This window comes from Nocardioides sp. LHD-245 (genome assembly GCF_030929495.1).
Taxonomy (GTDB): Bacteria; Actinomycetota; Actinomycetes; order Propionibacteriales; family Nocardioidaceae; genus Nocardioides.
The window spans coordinates 14890-33837 of record NZ_JAVFWN010000018.1 but is presented as its reverse complement, the minus strand read 5'-3'; the positions used below and the strand labels follow the sequence as shown (position 1 = coordinate 33837).

17 protein-coding genes are annotated in these 18948 nt (G+C 72.7%); 13 read left to right on the top strand and 4 right to left on the bottom strand.

Translation table 11 applies throughout. The annotated features are described in order from the left end of the window. Nucleotides 1-4 precede the first annotated feature (4 nt). From RB608_RS23700 to RB608_RS23655, 10 genes are all read left to right on the top strand, one after another. Nucleotides 5-628, top strand: a complete 624-nt coding sequence (locus tag RB608_RS23700; protein ID WP_308090542.1) for an XRE family transcriptional regulator — start codon at nt 5-7, stop codon at nt 626-628. 55 nt (nt 629-683) lie between these two features. Then, nucleotides 684-1556: a putative hydro-lyase gene (locus RB608_RS23695; RefSeq protein WP_308090541.1), complete on the top strand. Its 873-nt coding sequence runs from the start codon at nt 684-686 to the stop codon at nt 1554-1556. A 174-nt stretch (nt 1557-1730) separates the two neighbouring features. Then, nucleotides 1731-2093: a nuclear transport factor 2 family protein gene (locus RB608_RS23690; RefSeq protein ID WP_308090540.1), complete on the top strand. Its 363-nt coding sequence runs from the start codon at nt 1731-1733 to the stop codon at nt 2091-2093. 267 nt (nt 2094-2360) lie between these two features. After that, a complete protein-coding gene (locus tag RB608_RS23685) occupies nt 2361-3629 on the top strand; it encodes an ATPase, T2SS/T4P/T4SS family (RefSeq protein ID WP_308090539.1) in 1269 nt (422 codons plus the stop codon). A gap of 3 nt (nt 3630-3632) precedes the next feature. Next, entirely contained in the window at nt 3633-4484 is an 852-nt protein-coding gene (locus tag RB608_RS23680; protein WP_308090538.1) for a type II secretion system F family protein, read from the top strand. Next, complete coding sequence (locus tag RB608_RS23675; RefSeq protein WP_308090537.1) at nt 4481-5407, top strand: type II secretion system F family protein; 927 nt, start codon at nt 4481-4483, stop codon at nt 5405-5407. The genes RB608_RS23680 and RB608_RS23675 overlap by 4 nt, the downstream gene beginning before the upstream one ends. 29 nt (nt 5408-5436) lie before the next feature. After that, nucleotides 5437-5601, top strand: a complete 165-nt coding sequence (locus tag RB608_RS23670; protein WP_308090536.1) for a hypothetical protein — start codon at nt 5437-5439, stop codon at nt 5599-5601. Then, entirely contained in the window at nt 5598-5978 is a 381-nt protein-coding gene (locus RB608_RS23665; RefSeq protein WP_308090535.1) for a TadE/TadG family type IV pilus assembly protein, read from the top strand. Before RB608_RS23670 ends, RB608_RS23665 begins: the two co-directional genes overlap by 4 nt. Further along, nucleotides 5975-6430 (top strand): hypothetical protein, encoded by a 456-nt coding sequence (locus RB608_RS23660; RefSeq protein WP_308090534.1) that lies wholly within the window; start codon nt 5975-5977, stop codon nt 6428-6430. The genes RB608_RS23665 and RB608_RS23660 overlap by 4 nt, the downstream gene beginning before the upstream one ends. Next, complete coding sequence (locus RB608_RS23655) at nt 6427-6861, top strand: pilus assembly protein TadG-related protein (protein ID WP_308090533.1); 435 nt, start codon at nt 6427-6429, stop codon at nt 6859-6861. The genes RB608_RS23660 and RB608_RS23655 overlap by 4 nt, the downstream gene beginning before the upstream one ends. Nucleotides 6862-6874: 13 nt before the next feature. Here RB608_RS23655 and RB608_RS23650 read toward each other — a convergent pair whose 3' ends face one another. Together RB608_RS23650 and RB608_RS23645 are read right to left on the bottom strand one after the other, a co-directional pair. Continuing rightward, nucleotides 6875-8080, bottom strand: a complete 1206-nt coding sequence (locus RB608_RS23650; RefSeq protein ID WP_308090532.1) for a hypothetical protein — start codon at nt 8078-8080, stop codon at nt 6875-6877. Further along, on the bottom strand, nt 8080-8523 hold the full coding sequence (locus tag RB608_RS23645) for a hypothetical protein (RefSeq protein ID WP_308090531.1): 444 nt from the start codon (nt 8521-8523) through the stop codon (nt 8080-8082). The genes RB608_RS23650 and RB608_RS23645 overlap by 1 nt, the downstream gene beginning before the upstream one ends. 130 nt (nt 8524-8653) lie before the next feature. On the opposite strand from RB608_RS23645, the gene RB608_RS23640 reads away from it, so the two are divergent. After that, nucleotides 8654-9262, top strand: coding sequence for a hypothetical protein (locus RB608_RS23640; RefSeq protein ID WP_308090530.1), 609 nt, complete (start codon nt 8654-8656; stop codon nt 9260-9262). Between the two features lie 78 nt (nt 9263-9340). On the opposite strand, the gene RB608_RS23635 is transcribed toward RB608_RS23640, so the two are convergent. Both RB608_RS23635 and RB608_RS23630 read right to left on the bottom strand, forming a co-directional pair. Then, complete coding sequence (locus RB608_RS23635) at nt 9341-12715, bottom strand: Ig-like domain-containing protein (protein WP_308090658.1); 3375 nt, start codon at nt 12713-12715, stop codon at nt 9341-9343. 35 nt (nt 12716-12750) lie between these two features. Beyond that, entirely contained in the window at nt 12751-16626 is a 3876-nt protein-coding gene (locus tag RB608_RS23630; RefSeq protein ID WP_308090529.1) for an Ig-like domain-containing protein, read from the bottom strand. Nucleotides 16627-16852: 226 nt separating this feature from the next. Here RB608_RS23630 and prfB point away from each other — a divergent pair, with 226 nt between their 5' ends. Both prfB and RB608_RS23620 read left to right on the top strand, forming a co-directional pair. After that, nucleotides 16853-17971, top strand: coding sequence for a peptide chain release factor 2 (gene prfB / locus RB608_RS23625; RefSeq protein WP_308090528.1), 1119 nt, complete (start codon nt 16853-16855; stop codon nt 17969-17971). Between the two features lie 296 nt (nt 17972-18267). After that, complete coding sequence (locus RB608_RS23620) at nt 18268-18918, top strand: cutinase family protein (protein ID WP_308090527.1); 651 nt, start codon at nt 18268-18270, stop codon at nt 18916-18918. The last annotated feature ends 30 nt before the right edge of the window (nt 18919-18948 follow it).

Below are 18948 nucleotides of genomic sequence, written 5' to 3'. Positions count from 1 at the left end.
ACGGGTGACGGGTGACGACGCGGGGCAGGGGGCGAGGGCGCCTTCGGGCATCGACGACGTCCTGGCCAGGAACCTCAAGCGGGTCCGCAACGCCCGCGGCATCTCGCTGTCCTCCCTGGCCCGGACCTCCGGGCTGGCCCGAGCCACGCTCTACCAGATGGAGGCCGGCAGCGGTAACCCGACGATCGACACCATCTGGTCGGTCAGCAACGCGCTCAAGGTGCCCCTGAGCGAGCTCCTCACCGAGGCCGAGCCCCCGGCGGTACAGGTCATCCGGGCGGAGTCGGGCCCCAATGTCGTGGGAGAGACGTTGGTCGCGCGCCTGTTGAGGCGCTTTCGCCTCAACCACAACGTGCTGGAGCTCTTGCACCTGACGGTGGAGCCCGGCATCGCGACGCCGGGGCACACCCACCCCTCCGGCGTGCACGAGCACGTGCTCGTCATCCAGGGCGAGCTCAGCACGGGGCCGGTCGGCCAGGCGGTGACCCTGGGGCCGGGAGACTACGCGAGCTTCCCGGCGGACGTCCCCCACAGCTACCAGGCGCTGTCCGCGGCCCCCGTGCTGGCCGCGCTGATCATGGAGTACCCCGCGACGATGGATCTCCATCACAGCGCCGTTCAGCACTAGCGGCGCCCAGTCGCGCTCTTCGGCGCGGTACGACCCGAGCACTTCTCCGGAGGCCTTGACCGGGGCCGAGGGTTTCCCTATTTTGTCCGTTATGGCAGACAACTTGATCGACACATCAGACGATCTGGGCCTGAGCCGCGTCGATGCCGCTCGACTGGACGCAGGCGCGCTGCGCCAGGTCATCCGCGAGGAGCGCTGGACGGACACGACGATCGGCCTCGGGCTGGGGCAGCTCCAGGCCAACCTCGCGATCGTCCCGAAGGAGGACGCCTACGACTTCCTCCTCTTCTGCCAGCGCAATCCCAAGCCGGTCCCGCTGCTCGAGGTGCTCGACGTCGGCTCGCCGATCGTGCGGGAGATCGCCGCTGACGCGGACGTGCGAACAGACCTTCCCCGCTACCGCGTCTTCCGCAACGGTGAGCTGGAGTCGGAGCCGCTCAACCTGGTGGACGTGTGGGAGGACGACGCCGTCGGCTTCCTGCTCGGCTGCAGCCTCACCTTCGAGCAGGCCATGCTCGCAGCCGGTCTGCCGCTGCGGCATATCGAGGCCGACACTCCGGCGCCGGTCTACATCACGGATCGGCAGTGTGCGCCGGCCGGCAAGTTCTCGGGCCCGATGGTCGTCAGCATGCGGCCGATCCCGGCCGACCAGGTCGCCCGGGCCGTCCAGGTGACGTCGCGCTACCCCTGGGGCCATGGGGCTCCCGTGCACGTGGGCGATCCCGCGGCGCTGGGCATCGCCGACCTGTCGGCCGTCGACTTCGGTCATGCCCCGAACATGAAGGACGGCGATATCCCCGTCTTCTGGGGCTGCGGTATCACCCCCCAGCTTGCGGTGGAGTCGGCGCGACCGCGCTACACCTTCACGCACTACGCCCAGCACATGTTCGTCTCCGATCGGTCGTCGGAAGCCGATGCCGCGCTCTGACCGCGGTGGTGGTGCACGTGGGTGCGTCGCACTGCCCGCCCCCTCTGCCGATGAGGTCGCGGCCAGGGCATCTGTGATGTCGAAGGTTCGGAGAGCACCGGAAGCGCGGTCCCGCTGGGTCGGTCCGGCGTCGGCGCGTCCGTGCTCCGCTATTGAGGCCCGAGGCGCGGCGCGGTGAACCGTCAGCAGGTCGAGGCGGTCGTCCGCCGGTACTACGAGACCGTCGACTCGCCCACTCCGGCCGACGTTGTGGACCTGTTCGCGAACGATGCCGTCTACCGCCGTCCCGGCTATGAGCCGATGGTCGGGCGCGAGGCGCTCCTGGGGTTCTACGACAGGAGGAGAGTCATCGCGGAGGGGACGCATGAGCTCCTGGGTGTTCTCGTCGGCGCTCCGGATCGAGCCGCCGTCGAAGGCCGCTTCAGCGGCCGCCTCCGGGACGGTTCGAGTGTGACTCTCGGCTTCGCCGACTTCTTCACGGTCAAGGAGGACCTGATCATCGAACGCAGCACGTACTTCGAGACACCGACGGTATGACCCGACGCTGACAGCTCACTGGCACTGGTGGCGAAGGAGTCGCTGCGGGCTCACGACCGCTCGGAGTGCTCGGCGGAGGCTCTGGCGTCTCCCGCGTCGGTACATCGACGAACCGGAGCGACCCACCCCGGGTCTGACGGTGAGCACCCCCGCCGCTGGTTCGCCGCTCTTCCTGGTTCTCCACAGGTCGCGAAGTCACCCTTCCCGATTCGTCGACCGTGGCCTACGGTGCTGGCAGCCAGTGCCGTCCTATCTCGGGGAGTCGTCATGGCCCTGCTGCAGCCACCGGTCGTGGTCGCGCCGGCGTCCGACGACGTCGTGATGCGCCTCGACGAGGACCTGCGTGCCGTCGTACGCCGGGAGGGGATCGATCCGCAGCGTGACGTCCCCGTCGTGCGGCGTCTGGCGACGACGCTGGTGCGCGAGCACGACGAGCGCAGCCTGACGGGTGTGGTGGCGCCGGTCGCGGACCCCGACGGGCTGGTCGCGGAGCTGGTGGCGCGCGTGGCGGGCTTCGGACCGCTGCAGCCGTTCCTCGACGACCCGACCGTCGAGGAGGTGTGGATCAACAGTCCGGACCGGGTGTTCGTGGCGCGGCACGGGCGGCACGAGCTGACCAACCTGGTGCTCAGCGAGGCGCAGGTGGCCGAGCTGGTGGAGCGGATGTTGAAGTCCACGGGTCGGCGCATCGACCTGAGCCGGCCGTTCGTCGATGCCATGTTGCCGGCGGGCCACCGGCTCCACGTCGTCCTGCAAGGGGTGGCGCGCGGATTCTCGGCGGTCAACATCAGGAAGTTCGTGGTGCGTGCGTCGCGGCTCGAGGAGCTGGTCGAGCTCGGCACGCTCACGGCGCCGGCGGCGCGCTTCTTGGACGCCTCGGTGCGGGCCGGGCTCAACATCTTGGTGACCGGGGGGACCCACGTCGGGAAGACGACCCTGCTCAACTGCCTGGCCGCCTCGATCCCCGGCGGGGAGCGGGTGATCTCGGCCGAGGAGGTCTTCGAGGTCCGCTTCCCGCATCCTGACTGGGTCGCCCTGCAGACCCGGCAGGCGGGGCTCGAGGGCACCGGCGAGATCCGGCTGCGCGACCTGGTCAAGGAGTCGCTGCGGATGCGGCCGTCGCGGCTCATCGTCGGGGAGGTGCGGGCGGAGGAGTGCCTCGATCTGCTGCTGGCGCTCAACGCCGGGTTGCCGGGGATGTGCACGCTGCACGCCAACAGTGCCCGGGAGGCGCTGACGAAGGTCTGCACGCTGCCGCTGCTGGCGGGGGAGAACATCTCGGCGCGCTTCGTCGTCCCCACCGTCGCGGCCTCGGTCGACCTCGTCGTCCAGCTGGCCCTCGACCCGCGCGGTGCGCGCCGGGTGACCGAGATCGTCGCGGTGCCGGGGCGGATGGAGGGCGACGTCATCGAGACGGAGCCGGTGTTCGAGTGGCGCGACGGCGCGCTGCGGCGGGGGATCGGGCTGCCGCCGCGGCTCGAGCGGTTCGAGCGGCTCGGCGTCGACGTCGTCGGGCTGCTCGCCGAGGCGGGCTGAGCGTTGGGCGCCCTGGTCGGGCTGGGGTTCGGGATCGGCAGCCTGCTCGTGTGGGCGGCCCTCCGATGGCCGCGCGCCGACCGGCCGGCGGCTGCGGCCGGCCCCACGCAGCGGCTCCTCGCGGAGGCCGGGCTGCGGGACGTCGCCCCCCGCTCGCTGGCGCTCCTGTCGCTCGGCGCGGGCGCGGCCGGCTTCGTGGTCGTCCTCGGCGTCACCCGCACGGTGCCCATCGCGGCGGTGCTGGCGGTCGGTGCGGGCTACCTGCCCTGGGCGGTCGTCGCGGGTCGGGCACGCCGGCGCCGCCGTGAGTTCGCGCAGGTCTGGCCCGAGGCGGTGGACGATCTCGCGTCGGCGGTCCGGGCGGGGATGTCGCTGCCGGACGCGGTGGCCGCGCTCGGCGTCCGCGGTCCCGACGCGCTGCGCCCGGCCTTCGACGCGTTCGCGCTCGACTACCAGGTCTCGGGCCGGTTCGGCGACTGCCTCGACCGGCTCAAGGACCGGCTCGCCGATCCGGTGGGTGACCGTGTCGTGGAGGGTCTGCGGATCGCGCGCGAGGTCGGCGGAGGCGAGCTCGGCCGGCTGCTGCGCCACCTGTCGGGCTACCTGCGCGACGACCTGCGCACCCGCGCCGAGCTCGAGGCGCGCCAGTCCTGGGCGGTCAACGGCGCCCGTGTCGCCGTCGCCGCGCCGTGGATCGTACTGGTCGTGATGTCGAGCCAGCCGACGGTCATCGAGCGCTACCAGTCCGCGGCCGGCCTGGTCGTCCTGGTGGTCGGCGCGGGGACCTGCGCGGTCGCCTACCGACTGATGATGCGGCTCGGCCGGCTCCCCGCCGAGCGAAGGATCCTTCAGTGAGCGCGGTGGCCACGGGTGCCCTGCTCGGTCTCACCGCGGCCCTGGGCCTCGGGCTGGTCGCGACGCGGGTGGTGGCGATCCGCCGCCCGCGGCTGGAGGACCGGGTGCTGCCCTACGTCCGGGACCTCGCCCCGGCCCGGCGTACGACGCCCGCGGCCGGCGCCCGCAGCTCGGCCGCCGTCGTGCTCGCCCCGGTCCTGCGCCAGGCGGCCGACGGGGTCGAGCGGGTGGTCGGCGGAGCCACGTCGGTACGACGCCGGCTGGCGCGCGCGGGCAGCCCGCTCACGCTCCACGAGTTCCGCGTGCACCAGGTGCAGTGGGGGCTGGTGGGGTTCGCGATCGCCGCCGCCTACGGCGTCCTCCGCACCTGGACCAGCCCCGGCAGCCCGCTGCCGCTGGCGCTGGCGTGCTTGGGCGCCTTCGCCTGCGGCGTCCTGCTGCGCGACAACCGGCTCAGCGCCCAGGTGCGCCGGCGCGAGGCGGCGATGCTCGCCGAGTTCCCGACCGTGGCGGAGCTGCTCGCGCTGAGCGTCGCGGCGGGGGAGTCGCCGGTGGGCGCGCTGGACCGGGTGGTGCGGCGCAGCGGCGGCGAGCTGTCCCGTGAGCTCGGCGACCTGCTGGCGCGGATCCGCACCGGCCAGCCGGTCGCCGACGCCTTCGACGACCTCGCCGCGACCACCGGGCTGACCGTCGTGGCCCGCTTCGCCCACGGGGTGGCGGTGGCGGTGGAGCGCGGCACCCCGCTGGCCGACGTCCTGCACGCCCAGGCCGCCGACGTCCGCGAGGCCGGCCGCCGGGAGCTGATCGAGCAGGCCTCGCGCAAGGAGATCGCCATGATGCTGCCGGTGGTCTTCCTCATCCTGCCCACGACGGTGCTCTTCGCCTTCTGGCCAGGCCTGATCGGCCTCTCCCTCAGCTACTGACCCGCCACGGAATCTCGGAAGGAACCACCGTGCACCGACCGCCTCGAACCAGAAGAAGGCCCGACCAGCGCGGGGACGTGCCCGGCTGGGTGCTGATCACGCTGATGACGATCTCGATCGGCGTGGCGCTGTGGGGGATCGCCCAGCCCCAGCTCGTCGGCATCCTCCAGTCGGCGCTCGACTCCGTGCGGTGAGCCGGGGCGAGCGCGGTTCGGCGCTGGTCGACTTCACCCTGGCCACCCTCGTGCTCGTGCCGCTGGTGCTCGGTCTGCTCCAGGTCGCGCTCGTCCTGCACGTGCGCGCGACCCTCGCGGCCGCGGCCTCCGAGGGTGCCCGGCTGGCGGCCACCGCGGATCGCGGTCCGGGGGACGGAGTGGCCCGGGCCCGGGCGCAGATCGCCGACGCGCTGGCGGGGCGCTACGCCGAGGACGTCGAGGTGCGGCAGGTCCTCGTCGAGGGGGCGCCCGGCGTCGAGATCGTCGTGCGCGCGGAGGTCCCCGCCCTCGGGCTCGGCGGGCCCGCGATCGGCCTGACGGTCACCGGTCGGGCCGTCGAGGAGCGCCCGCGATGACGCCGCGCCGACGGATGGGCGAGCGGGGGAGCGGCCTGGTTGAGGTGGTGTGGCTCGGACTCCTGCTCCTGCTGCCCCTGCTGTGGATCGTCCTGTCGGTGTTCGAGGTGCAGCGCGGCTCGTTCGGCGTCAGTGGCGCCGCCCGGGCGGCGGCCCGGGCCTACGCGCTCGCGCCGAACGACGCGGCCGGCGAGCAGCGGGCCCGGGAGGTCGCGCGGCAGGCACTCGCCGACCAGGGGCTGGTCGACGTCCCGGTCGACGTCACGGTCACCTGCTCGCCGTACCCGCGCAGCTGTCACGCCGGCACCTCGGTCGTCACCGTCCGGGTGACGTCCTCGGTCGCCCTGCCCCTGCTGCCCGACCTGTTCGGCCTCGGGCGGCCGACCTTCGCGCTCGACGCGCGGGCGACGGTCCCGATCGGTCGTTACCAGGAGGCAGGTGAGGCTCGATGAGCCGCGAGCGTGGCAGCTCCGCGCCGCTCGTCATCGCCTTCACCGCGCTCGTCCTGCTGCTCGTCGCCGTCGTCGTCGACGCCAGCGCCGCCTACCTCGCCCGACAGCGGCTCGACGCGCTGGCGGACGGCGCCGCTCTCCAGGGGGCCGATGTCGGCGCCCAGGGCGCCGACGTGTACGACGGGGGGCTCGCGACCGGCGGCCTCGCGATCTCGCGCGCGGAGGCCGAGGCGGCCGTCCGTGCCTACCTCCGCGACAGTCGCGCGGCGATCGACCATCCCGGGATCCGCGCCACGGTGCGGGTCGACGGCGATCGGCTCGTCGTCGAGCTCACCGCGCCTGTGGACCTGCCTCTGCGCCTGCCGGGCGCCCCGGACGAGCCGCTGGTCCGGGCGGTCGGCTCCGCGGTGGTCGACCCCGAGGCCGGGTGACCTGTCGGCTTGATCAGTCCAGGACGCCGGGCGCGGCGCCCTCGTCGTCGACCCAGTCCTGCCCGTCGTCGAACAGGTCCCGGTCCTCGCCCTCGCGCTGGTCGCGCCGCCGGCCGCGGCCTCCGGCACCGCCCGCGGCGCCACCGCGGCCGCCGGCGCCACCGCGGCCGCCGGCTCCGCGGCCGCCCGCCCGGCTGACCGGGCTGCCGGCCGCACCAACGCTGCCCCGGCCGAGCGAGCCGGGCCCGCCGGCGCGCGAGCTGGCGCCGATCGAGCCGACGCTGCTGCCGCCGAGCCCCCGGCCGCCGACGAGGCCCTTGATGCCGCGGATCAGACCGGGGGCACCGAAGGCACCGGCCGCGAGGCCGCCGCCGAGCACGGCCGGCCCCATCTGCCCGAGCTCGGGACCGCCGCCGGTGCCGAGGTCGGGGTCGTAGTCGAGCGGCGGGAGGTCGGGGTTCAGGGTGTGCACGATCGGGGGGCTCCCCGCGGGATGTACGCCGCCGACGCCGCCCGGGCTTCCCACGCCGGTCGTCGGGTCCGGGAAGTCGGGCCCGTGCACATCGGGCAGCGGGTCGGAGCCGACCCAGTGGCCGGGCATGGTGCCGTTGGGCCCCGGGATTAGCGGGACGTGGGGGATACCCGGTCCGCCGGGCTCCTTGCCGCCGTTCTCCCCGGGCTTCTTCGGCTGGCCCTCGATCTTCTCCAGAGCGGTGAACGCCTCGTCGTAGCGGGTGAGGAGGGCCTTGATCTTCTCGCGGGCCTTCTCGTCGGCGTTGCCGTAGGTGGTGACCTCGGTGTTGTAGTCGGTCACGTCGTCGGCGTACTTCGCGATGGCCTTGGCGTCCTTGTCCAGGTCGCCGGTGAGCTCGGGCGCGGTCGGGCTCGAGCTCGGGGGAGCGTCGGGTGCTCCCTTCGCGGCCAGCTCCGCCTCGGACATGGCGGTCGCGGCGGCACTGAGCGCGGTCGACACGCCGCTCATCTGGTCGCGCCGCTTGCCGATCTTGGCGGCCGCCTGGGTGAACGCGGTCTTCGCCGCGTCGCGGGTCTCGGGGCCGCCGATGCCGGCCGGGATCGCTGTGCTCGCCGTGTCGAGCGCCTCGTAGATCGTCCCCAGCGCGGTGGTCGTGGCCGCCCAGGACGTCTGGGCGGTGGTCACGTCGTCGCTGGACATGCCCGTCGTGCGGCGGAGCAGGTCCTTCAGGTGCTCGCCGGCCATCAGAGCTCACCGTCCTCGTCGTTGTCGGTGCCGAGGTCGAGACCCACGGTGCGGTTCAGGGCCAGCCGGAGGTCCGCCTCGGCCTGCTCGTCCGCCTCGGTGATGACGCCCTTGGCGGCCAGGATCGCGGCCTGGAAGACCCCGAGGTCCTCGCGCATCTCCACGAGGGAGTCGACGATCACGCCGTGAGCGCGGGTGTGCTCGTTGGCCAGCCGGGTCGACTCGACACCCTGGCCGAACGAGCCGGCGGGGATCGCGCCCTCGCCGGTGAATTTCAGGCCCTTGATGGCCTCGATCTGCTCGTCGAGCGTCTTGTAGACGGACGCGACCTGGGCCTCGATGATCCGCAGCTCGAGGTCCTTCAGCCCCGCCAGGAACGCCGGGTTGAAGAGCGACGGGAAGATCGGTGCGATCGGCGGTAGGGGGAGCGGTCCGATGGTCATGCGCGTTCCTTTGAGGTTCCCGAGGGACAGGCGACATCAGGGGGCTACCCATCGGGTCGCCCGGCCAAACGGCCCCGTTCCGGGTTGCTACTGTCGGGGCGTCCGCCGGGCTGTGGGAGAGGATGGTCGGATGATCTCTCGGGTGGTGCGTCGGGCCCTCGGACCGACGGCGGCCGGGCTGCTGGTGCTCGCGCTGGCCGCCTGCTCCGACGACGAGCGACCGGGACCCGAGGCCGGCTCCACCGCGACGTCCACGACGTCCACGGCGCCGACGGACCCGGTCACCCCGGTCACGCCGTCGGTGGCGCCCGCGACGGGGAAGGAGATCGGCGTCGAGTCCGTGCGCATGCGACTCACGGCTTCCCCGGACTGGAAGGTCAGCCGGTTCGGGACGACGGTCGCCGGAGGTCTCTACGTCGAGGGGGCGGGCATCGTCAACGCGACCGTGACCGACATCCTGGCCGGGCCGGGACTGGACACGGAGGACAAGGCGGTCTCCTACGAGCGCTCGCTGGCGGGCACGCCGCTGCCGCCGTCCCGGGTGGCGGATCGGGTCGTCGACGGCACCACCTGCTTCGTCCTCGAGGCGCGCAACGACGAGGGACACCGCTATATCGTCGGCGGCGTCACCGGCGGGCGCTTCTTCAGCGTCGAGTTCGTCGTGCCGGCCGGGGTGCCCGACGGCGACCAGCTGATCGAGCAGATGCTCGCGACCGTCGAGATCACCGGCCGGGGCTGAGTCTGGGCGAGGCGCCCGGGCCGCCACGAGGGGCGGACCCGATCGGGCCCGCCCCTCGTGACTGTCGCTCCTGCTCGGCTACCGGCCGCCGTGGTCGGACGTCGGCAGGTGGGTGGTGCTGCCCGCGAAGAAGACGTCGAACCCGCTCGACGTCACCATCGACCGCCACCGCGAGTCGACGGAGCAGTGGCCGACGCCGTTCTGGTCGGTGACCGTCTCGCAGATCAGCCGCTGACCGTCACCGCCCGGCAGCGACGCCGCCGTGCGGAAGACCAGCTGCTGGCCGGCGAGCGGACGGCCCTGCGCGTCGTTCAGGGTGGCGTAGACGTCCCGGACGTAGCCGAGGACGAGCGCCGTGCGCAGGTCGTCGAGCCGTGCGACGGCCCGGTCGACCACCTGGGTCAGCTCCGGCGAGGTGCTGGCGGCCCGCGACGCGCTCCCCGAGTACGTCGCCGTCAGCACGTGGCTGCCGGTGGCCAGGCCGTCGACGTCGAGCGTCGCCTGCTGGCTCCCGTCGACCGTGGCCAGCGGCGCCGTGCCGAGCACGTCGTCGCCGGACCGGAAGGTCACCGTGCCGGTGGGACTGCCCGAGGTCGGGGTCGCGTCGGTCACGGTCGCGGTCAGCGTCACCCGGTCGCCGTACGACGACGGGTTGGCGCTGGACGCGAGGCCGGTCACGGTCACGCCGGCCCCCACGACCTGCGACGTCGTCTCGGTCGAGCCCTCGAAGGTCACGTTGCCGCCGTAGATCGCCCGGATCTCGTGCGTGCCGGCCGCCAGCGTCGCCGTCGTGTACGACGCGGTGCTGGTGTTGGCCGCCGACGCCGGCGTCAGGCCGACCGCGCCGAGCAGCGTGTCGCCCGTCCAGAACTGGACGACGCCCGTGGGCTTGCCGGTGGCCGGGGCGACCGCGCGGACCGTGGCCGTGAAGGTCACCGCCTGGCCCTGGTCGGCCTCGGCGTCGTCGGAGGCGAGCTCGGTCGAGGTGCCGGCCTTGCCGACGGTCTGGCCGTTGCCCTGGTCGAGCAGGCCGGTGCTGCCCACGAACCGCGGCTCGCCGCTGTAGACCGCCGAGATCCGGTAGGTGCCGGGGGCCAGGTTGGCGAAGTCGGGGCTGGTCGCCGTGCCGCCGGCGATCGGCACCGGGGCGCCGAGGGCGGCTCCGTTGACCTTGAACTGGACCGTGCCGCCGGGGTCGCCGGCGCCGGGCGCCACCGGGCTGACGGTCGCGGTGAAGCGGACCGCCGCGCCCGGCTGGGACGGGTTGGCCGTCGAGGTGACCAGGGTCGCGGTCTGCGCCCGCTGCACCTTCTGGGAGACCGAGCCGTTGCTGCCGGTGAAGCTGTCGTCGCCGTCGTAGGTGGCGACGACGGCGTGCTGGCCGACGCCCAACGAGTCGACCGTGATCGCGGCGACCCCTCCGGTGGCGGAGCTGACCGGCGCCGTGTCGAGCACGGTGTCGCCGTCGGTGAAGGTGACGGTGCCCGACGCCGACCCGGCACCGGGCGCCAGGACGGCGACCGTGGCGGTGAAGGTGACCGGCTGGCCGATGACCGCGACCGGCGCGTTGCTGGTGAGGGTGGTCTTCGTCGCGGCCTTGTTCACCGTGTGGCTCACGGTGGCGGAGGTGCTGGTGACGAAGTTCGGGTCGGCGCTGAAGTAGCGGGCCCGGATCTGGTGGCCGCCGCGGGTCAGCGTGCTGGTGGACAGCTCGGCGACCCCGTCGACCAGGTCGACGAAGGTGCCGGGCTGGCCGTCGATCTCGAACTGGACTGCGCCCTCCGGGTCGCCGGTGGCGGGCGCGACCGGTGTGACCGTCGCGCGGACGGTGACCTGCTGTCCGACGACCGACGGGCTCGGGGAGACGTCCACCGCGGTCTTCGTCGCGGCGGCGGCGACCTCCTGGTCGAGTGCGTCGGTGGCGCCGGCGAACCGGTCGTCACCCTCGTAGTCGACGGTGATCACGTGGTCGCCGGCGTCCAGCTTGACCGATGCGGACACCGCGCTGCCGCCGTTGAGCGGCACCGGTCCGCCGATCGCCTCGCCGTCGGCGAAGAAGCGCACCGAGCCGCCGGGCTCGCCGGCGCCTGGGCCGACCACGTCGACGTCGGCGGTGAAGGTGAGCGGCTCGCCCGCGACGGCGTCCGGGTTGGAGGTGCTCAGCACGACTGTCGTGGCGGCGCGGTTGACGCCGTGGGTGACATTGCCCGACGAGCTGCCGGCGAAGTCGGTGTTGCCGTTGTACGTCGCCTGCACGGTGTGGTTGCCGGGCGGCAGGTTGCTGATGGTCAGCTCGGCGGCGTCGCCGTCGAGCGGCACCGCGGTGCCGTAGGGCTCGCCGTCCACGTTGAACTGGACGCCGCCCGCGGGCTCGCCGACACCGGGGGAGACGACGCCGACGGTGGCGGTGAAGGTGACCGCCTCGCCGGAGACCGTCGGCGAGCCGGTGCTGGTCAGCTGGGTGCTGGTGGGCGCCTTGCCGACGCTCAGCTGCCTGGTCGACGCGCTGCTGTCGACCAGGTTCGCGTCGCCGCTGTAGCGGGCACCGATGGTGTGGTCGCCCGTGCTGAGGGTCGAGGTCGACGCGGAGGTCGCCGTGCCGGCGGCCACCGGCACCGGGGCCCCGAAGTCGTCACCGTCGACGGTGAACTGGACGGTGCCGGTCGCCGTGCTCGTGCCGTTGACCGGCGCGACCTGCGCGGTGAAGGACACCGCCTGGCCGTGGACGACAGGAGCGGGCTGCTCCAGCGTGGTCGTCGTCGGGTTCTTCTGCACCACGAACTGCGTCGGGACCGACGACGCCCGATAGTAGGGCGTCTCCGCGAACGACGCCGTGACCGTCGCCGTCCGGGGCGGCCCGGAGATGGGCAGGGAGGCCGTCGCGACGCCGCTGGCGTTGGTGATCGCGTTGACCGACGTGCCACCGGACAGCGAGAAGGTCACCGTCCGGTTGGGCAGGACCGACGAGGAGAGGTGCGGGTCGGTCAGCGTGGCCTTGACGGTCGCCGACGTGTTCTGCGGCGCCTCGGTGGCACCGGAGTAGGCCAGCTGGGTGATGTTGTCGATCGTCACCGACCGGTTGGTCGTCTTCGTCTCGTTGGTGCACGAGACGACGTTCTTGGACTTCCGGTTCCGTTCGAGCGCCCGCGCTGTGTAGCTGCCGTTCGGGTAGGCGTGGGTGTCGACCGCGACGCTCTTGGCGCCGGTGCCCCCCTGGACATTGCTGAAGACGACGGTCCCGGCACCGTTGATCAGCTGCAGCGTGGTCTGCGGATCGTCCGCGATCCCGGTCAGGTTGCAGTAGCTCGTGTCGGAGGCACCGCTCGCCGAGAGCGTGGCATTGCCCCGGAGCGCCGCCCCGTTGGCCGGAGCCGTGATGTCGGCTGCGGCCGAGGAGGCCAGGACGACGGGGATCCCGAGTCCCAAGGTGGTGGCCGCGAGGGCCGCGATCATGCGCCGCACAGAGGTTCCTTTCATCGGAGCGGGCCTCACTTCAGGAGGGCGCCGCGCGCCGTGGAGGAGAGGTGGTTGGCGTCACCGTTGAAGGTGGCCGTGTAGCCGAGGGCGAGGGTGAGCGCGAGGATCTGCGAGCCCGCGTTGCACACGGCGATGCCGGACTCGTTCGTCGGCGCGACGCAGAGCAGCTTCGCGCCCGCCCGGAACTCGACCGGGACGCCCGCCACCGGACCGCTGCCGGTGCCGGTCACCGTCGCCCGGAGCTGACCGAGCGGCAGCATCAGCGGGAGCAGCTTCACCGCCGCCGGTGCCGCCACGATCGAGGTCGCCCGCTTCTCCACGGTGAGACCGGCGTTCGCCGAGCTGCTGCCCTGGAAATGCGCGCTCCCGGCGTACACCGCCTTCACCACGTGGGTGCCCGCCGGCAGCGCCACCGTCAGCCGCGCGACACTGGAGACGCCGTCGCCGGGGCCGTCGACCGGCGTGGTCGAGACCGTGCCGATCGGAGCGCCGCCGGCGAGGAAGGTGACCGGACCGGTCGGCTGCGGGAGCCCGCCCGGCGCCGGCTTCACGATCGCCGACAGGAGCACCGGGTCGCCGTACGTCGACGCGCTCGGCGAGACGAACAGCTCGGTCGTGGTCGCGGTCTGGACCACGGTCTGGATCAGCTGCGCGGTGCCCGCGCCGTAGCGCAGGTCGCCGGAGTAGAGGACCGACACGGTGTGCTCGCCGGCCGTCAGGCCGCTGACCTGGGGACTGGTCGCGGCGCCGTCGACGAGGGCGACGGCAGCACCGAGGGGCTGGCCGTCGACCGCGAACTGGACGAAGCCGGACGGGCCGATCCCCGCGTCCGAGGTCACCTCGACGGTGAACCGGACACCCTCACCGGGCCCGGACGAGGGTGCCGAGGACGTGAGGGACACGTCCGCGGTGCCGGTCGTCACCGTCTGGGTGAGGATGTCGCCCGAGCCGGAGAAGCCCGGTGCGGCCTCGAAGCTCGCGATGACCGTGTGGTCGCCCGGCTCGGCGGTGTCGACCGGCGGGCTGACCGCGAGGCCGTCCTCGACGGCCACCGGCGCACCCAGGTCCTGGCCGTCGACCGAGAACTGGACCGAGCCGACGGGGCTGTCGCCGTCGGTCGCGACCGTGGCGCGGAACCTCACCTGCTGTCCGTACGACGACGGGTTGGTGCTCGAGGTCAGCGTGGTCGTGGTCGCCACGACCGCGGCGCCGGGGATCACCGTGTGCGCGACGGCCGCCGCCTCACTGGTGCGGTAGTCGGTGTCGCCGGCGTAGCGTGCGGTGATCTGGTGGGTGCCCGGCGCCAGGTCGTCGACGTCGAGGGTGGCGACGCTGCCCGACGGGGCGGCGACGAGCGGCACGGCGCCCAGCGACTCGGAGCCGGCGTAGAAGGTCACCGTGCCGGTCGGGGAGCCCGAGCCGGGGCTGACGGCGGCGACGACCGCGGTCAGCTGGACGTTCTGGTCCTGAACGGACGGCGACGGGGTGGCCTGCACCACGGTGGTGGTGTCGGCCTGGTCGACGACCTGCTCGACCTGGTCCGAGCCGCCCTGGTACTGGCCGTTGCCGGCGTACTGGGCCTCCACGGTGTGGGTGCCCGCACCGAGGGAGGTGAGCGGCGGGAACACGGCGACGCCGTTGTCGAGGGCCACCGGTCCGCCGACGGCGCCGCCGTCGACCAGCAGCTGGACCGAGCCGGCCGGCGTGCCGCCGCCCGGAGCCTGGACCGCCACGGTCGCGGTGTAGCCGATCGCCTCGCCGCTCACCGTGGTGCCGGCGGGGGAGTCGAGCGACACCGCCACCGATGCCTTGGCGACGGTCACGGTCCGCGGGGAGGCGGCGCTGCCGGCGTACACGTCGTCGCCGGTGTAGGTCGCGACCACCGGGTTGCTGCCCACGGCCAGGTCGTCGACGACGACCGCGGCCTGGCCGGTGGCGTCGACGCCGGCCCGGCCGACCTCCGTCCCGCCGACGGTGAAGACGACGTCGCCGGTCGGGGTCCCGGCGCCCGTGGAGACGGTCGCCGACAGCGTCACCGACTGGCCGTGGACGGCCTGGGCGGGCGAGACCGAGGAGGCGGTGCTGGTGGCCAGCAGCGGCTCGCGGACCCGGAAGGTGACGGCGCTCGAGGAGCTGCCGGTGTTGTCCGCCGAGCCGCTGTAGACCGCGGTGACGGTGTGGTTGCCGAGGCCGAGCGTCGACAGCGCCGAGCTGGTGGCCTGAGCGCCGCTCAGCGCGACCGGGGCACCGAAGTCGGAGCCGTCGACGACGAAGCGGACGGTGCCCGCCGGGGTGGCGCCGTGCTGCGGCGCGACCGTCGCGGTGAACCGGACCGGGTCGCCGATGGTGACGACGCCCGGGTCGGCGACCACGGTGGTCGTCGTCGCGATCGTGCCGACGGTGAACGGCGTCGAGGCCGAGGCCGGCTCGAGCCCGCCGTCACCGGCGTACGACGCGGTGAGGGTCGCCGTGCGGGGCGGACCCGCGACGGCGATCTGGGTCTCGGCGACACCGGCCGCGTTCGTGGTGGCGTTCACCGTGGTGCTGCCGAGGGTGAAGGTGACCGTGCGGCCGCCGACGCCACCGCCGGCGAGGTCGGCGAGGACCGCCCGGACGGTCGCCGTGCTGCCCTGGGGGGCGGATGCGTCGCCCTGGTAGGTCAGGGTGCTGCAGTTCTTCGGGGTGACGACGAGCGTGGCGGCCGTGGTGACGCCGCCGGCGGTCACCAGGACGCCCCAGCTCCCGCGGGCACCGTTCTTCTGCAGACCGTCGGCCTGTGCCGGAGCAGCCAGGGTGGCGGCGTAGTTGCCGCCGGAGGTGGTCGTGGCGTTGACCGTGACGCCCTGGCCCGGTGCGATCGGGGACTTGTCGAGGGTGACGGTCACCGGGACGCCGGCCGCGCCGCTGCTGAGGCGACCGGCGACGGTGACGTCACCGCCGGCACAGCTCAGCGACGGGGTGATGGTGCCGGTCAGGGTGGTGGCCGCGGCCGGCGTCGAGGCCGACGTCAGCTTCCGGTCCAGGCTCAGCGCGGCTCCGTCGAGCGGCAGCTTGAGGTACTGCTGCGCGTCGTTGCGGTGGGTCGGCGACCACCAGTCGGTGCTCACCAGCTCGCCGTCCGCGCTCTGCGAGTGGACCCGCCGGGTCGCGACGTTGCCGCCCGCGGCGTTGATCGTCGCGTTCGTGACGTTGACGGGCGCGTCGAGGGAGAAGACGCCCTCGAAGGTGTCGGCCCCCGAGCCGTAGCTGCCGGCGTCGTAGGTGAAGCCGCCGGTGTAGTCGACGTCGACGTCGTTCTGCCAGGTCTGTCCTGCCTCCACCGGAAAGTCGATGACGCGCCAGCCGCCCCGCGGGGTCATCTCGAGGTCGACCGCCGCGGTGATGCCCACGGTGATGATCGAGACGGACGCCTTCGCGTTGAGGTTCTGGTGCTGCTTCTCCTGGAGGAGGGCCAGGTCGGAGCGGCGTACGTAGCGGGTCCCGCTCACCGACCCGGAGAAGTCCTTGAGGGTCGCGTTGCCGACACCGTCGACCTTGGCGCTGCCCCCGCCACCGGTGATGTTGCCGGTGATGTTGAGCTTGTAGGCGCTCTGCCCCTGGAAGGTCTCCACCCCCGCCACCGTGTAGGTCACGTTCTCGTTGATCGTGACGTCCGCGGCCTCGCCCGTGTAGCGGAAGGCCGTCTGGTAGGTCCACGACCAGCCGGGGCTCCAGGCGGCGACGTCGTCTCCGCTGGCCTGGGCGGCCTGCGCGGGCGGCGCGGCGGCGACCAGGCTCGCGACGATGGTCGCGAGGACGCTGAGCCAGGCCAGTCGTCGTCGGAAGGCGTGGGCCGCGCGGCGGCGGCCCCCGGGCAGGAGTGTGCTGTCGATCGGCGCAGGGAGCATGCGTCACCGTCCCGTGAGGAGGGGTGCCACCCGAGAAGGACGGCCACGGGGACCGTGTGGCGGAGGGAGTGTCCGGGATTCAAGCAGGTTGTGACGGGGCGCATACAGGTTTTGTGAGAAGGATTCACGTTTTCTTTACCCGCGCTCCCGCCGCGCGGGTCCTCTCGCCGGCCTCCGGAGCGCCCCGGCTCGGTGATTCGCGCCGCGCGCCGTAACCTTGCTCCTTGTGGCGGGCCCCGACTTCGACTCCGAGATCAAGCAGCTGACTGCGACGATGCACACCATCGAGCAGGTCCTCGACCTGCCGAAGATGGAGCGGGAGATCGCCGATCTCGGGGTCCAGGTCGCCGCCCCGGACCTGTGGGACGACCAGGCCAACGCGACCCGGGTCACCGGCCGCCTCTCCGGGCTGCAGGGCCAGGTCGACCGGTTCCGTGCCCTCCAGCAGCGCATCGAGGACCTCGGGGTCCTGGCCGAGCTGGCCGCCGACGAGAGCGACGAGGACACCCTGGCCGAGGCCGAGGCCGAGCTCGGGAAGGTCAAGCAGGCCGTCGAGGGCCTCGAGGTCCGCACCCTCCTGTCCGGCGAGTACGACGAGCGCGAGGCCATCGTCAGCATCCGCTCCGGCGCCGGCGGCGTCGACGCGGCGGACTTCGCCGAGATGCTGATGCGGATGTACACCCGCTGGGCCGAGCGCAACAAGTACCCCGTCGAGGTCTACGACATCTCCTACGCGGAGGAGGCAGGCATCAAGTCGGCCGAGTTCGCGATCCACGCGCCCTACGCCTACGGCACCCTCTCCGTCGACGCCGGCACCCACCGCCTGGTGCGGATCAGCCCGTTCGACAACCAGGGCCGGCGCCAGACGTCGTTCGCCGCCGTCGAGGTGGTGCCCCAGCTCGAGCAGACCGACGAGATCGAGGTCGACGAGAACGACATCCGCACCGACGTCTTCCGCTCCGGCGGACCCGGCGGACAGTCGGTCAACACCACCGACTCCGCGGTGCGCCTGACGCACATCCCCACCGGCATCGTGGTGTCGTGCCAGAACGAGAAGTCGCAGCTGCAGAACAAGGCGGCCGCGATGATCGTCCTCAAGGCCAAGCTCCTCGCGAAGAAGAAGGCCGAGGAGGCCGCGCTCAAGAAGGACCTCAAGGGCGATGTCGCCGCCAGCTGGGGCGACCAGATGCGCAACTACGTCCTCAACCCGTACCAGATCGTCAAGGACCTGCGCACCGGCTACGAGACCGGCAACCCGCAGGCGGTGTTCGACGGCGAGATCGACGGCTTCCTCGAGGCCGGCATCCGCTGGCGCCGCGGCGCGGAGAACGCCGACGCGAGCTGACCCGCGGATCGTCGCTCAGGGAGTTCCGTCCTCGCCCGCGCTTGGCGACCCTTGCGGCATCGCGGTCCGGCGCGCCCGTCCGTAACACGCTGTTACAAATGCCGTAACAGCGTGTTACAGTCCTGGCGCGCCCGAAACCCGCGAAGAGATGTCGACATGGTCCTGACCGCCGGTATGTGGCTTGGCCGGTGGTGAGGCGTCCTCAGTTCGCCTCGGGTCCTGCCTGCCGTTCGACCAGGTGAGGTGGCCGGCGTCAAGCCACAGCGCCACCCACCCACCCACGAAAGAAGAGAACGATGATGCGAACCCTACGAACACTCGCCGTCGGAGTGCTCCTGGCGTCGATCGGCGCCGTCTTTCCCTTGGCGCAGCCAGCGTCGGCGGCCTCGTGTGCCGGGACCTACACAATCGTCGTCGGCGGTGCCGGCGACAACAACTCGATGGTCTTCCACGGCAACGTCAGCCAGCGCGTCGGCTACCCCGCCGAACCGACCGGATGGGGTGCTCGGCAGGGCACCAACGAGCTCAACCGCCTGGTCCGCAACCAGCGGAACCAGTGTCCGGGGCAGCACGTGAAGATGATGGGGTACTCGCTGGGCGCGGCGGTCGTCCACACCTGGGTCACCGAGAACTGGACGACCTTCGGCAACGTCAACGCGGTGCTGATCGCCGACCCGAAGCGCCAGGGCGGCCCGCGCGGCAACGGGGTCTCGGGTGAGTGGTTCACCTACTTCGTGGGAGCACCGCTCTCGGGTGTCGATCGCTTCTTCGGCAACATCCCGGTCGTGTCGATCTGCACCAACGACTATGTCTGCGACACCCAGGCGCCCTCCGGCGTGCCGGGATACATCTGGGGTGGCAACCACGGCGCCTACTCGTTCAACGTGGACGACTACTCGAACACCGGCCACGGACAGTGGTTCGACGGAGTGTTCATGCCCTGGTGAGGCCAACCGGTCGCCGGTCGCCGAGCCGGC

Excerpts from the sequence above, each read along its gene's own strand:
- RB608_RS23630 (WP_308090529.1), bottom strand. The coding sequence starts at position 16,626 with ATGCTCCCTGCGCCGATCGACAGCACACTCCTGCCCGGGGGCCGCCGC.
- RB608_RS23655 (WP_308090533.1), top strand. The coding sequence starts at position 6,427 with ATGAGCCGCGAGCGTGGCAGCTCCGCGCCGCTCGTCATCGCCTTCACC.
- RB608_RS23635 (WP_308090658.1), bottom strand. The coding sequence starts at position 12,715 with ATGATCGCGGCCCTCGCGGCCACCACCTTGGGACTCGGGATCCCCGTC.
- RB608_RS23620 (WP_308090527.1), top strand. The coding sequence starts at position 18,268 with ATGATGCGAACCCTACGAACACTCGCCGTCGGAGTGCTCCTGGCGTCG.
- RB608_RS23685 (WP_308090539.1), top strand. The coding sequence starts at position 2,361 with ATGGCCCTGCTGCAGCCACCGGTCGTGGTCGCGCCGGCGTCCGACGAC.
- RB608_RS23640 (WP_308090530.1), top strand. The coding sequence starts at position 8,654 with ATGATCTCTCGGGTGGTGCGTCGGGCCCTCGGACCGACGGCGGCCGGG.
- RB608_RS23650 (WP_308090532.1), bottom strand. The coding sequence starts at position 8,080 with ATGGCCGGCGAGCACCTGAAGGACCTGCTCCGCCGCACGACGGGCATG.
- RB608_RS23645 (WP_308090531.1), bottom strand. The coding sequence starts at position 8,523 with ATGACCATCGGACCGCTCCCCCTACCGCCGATCGCACCGATCTTCCCG.
- RB608_RS23660 (WP_308090534.1), top strand. The coding sequence starts at position 5,975 with ATGACGCCGCGCCGACGGATGGGCGAGCGGGGGAGCGGCCTGGTTGAG.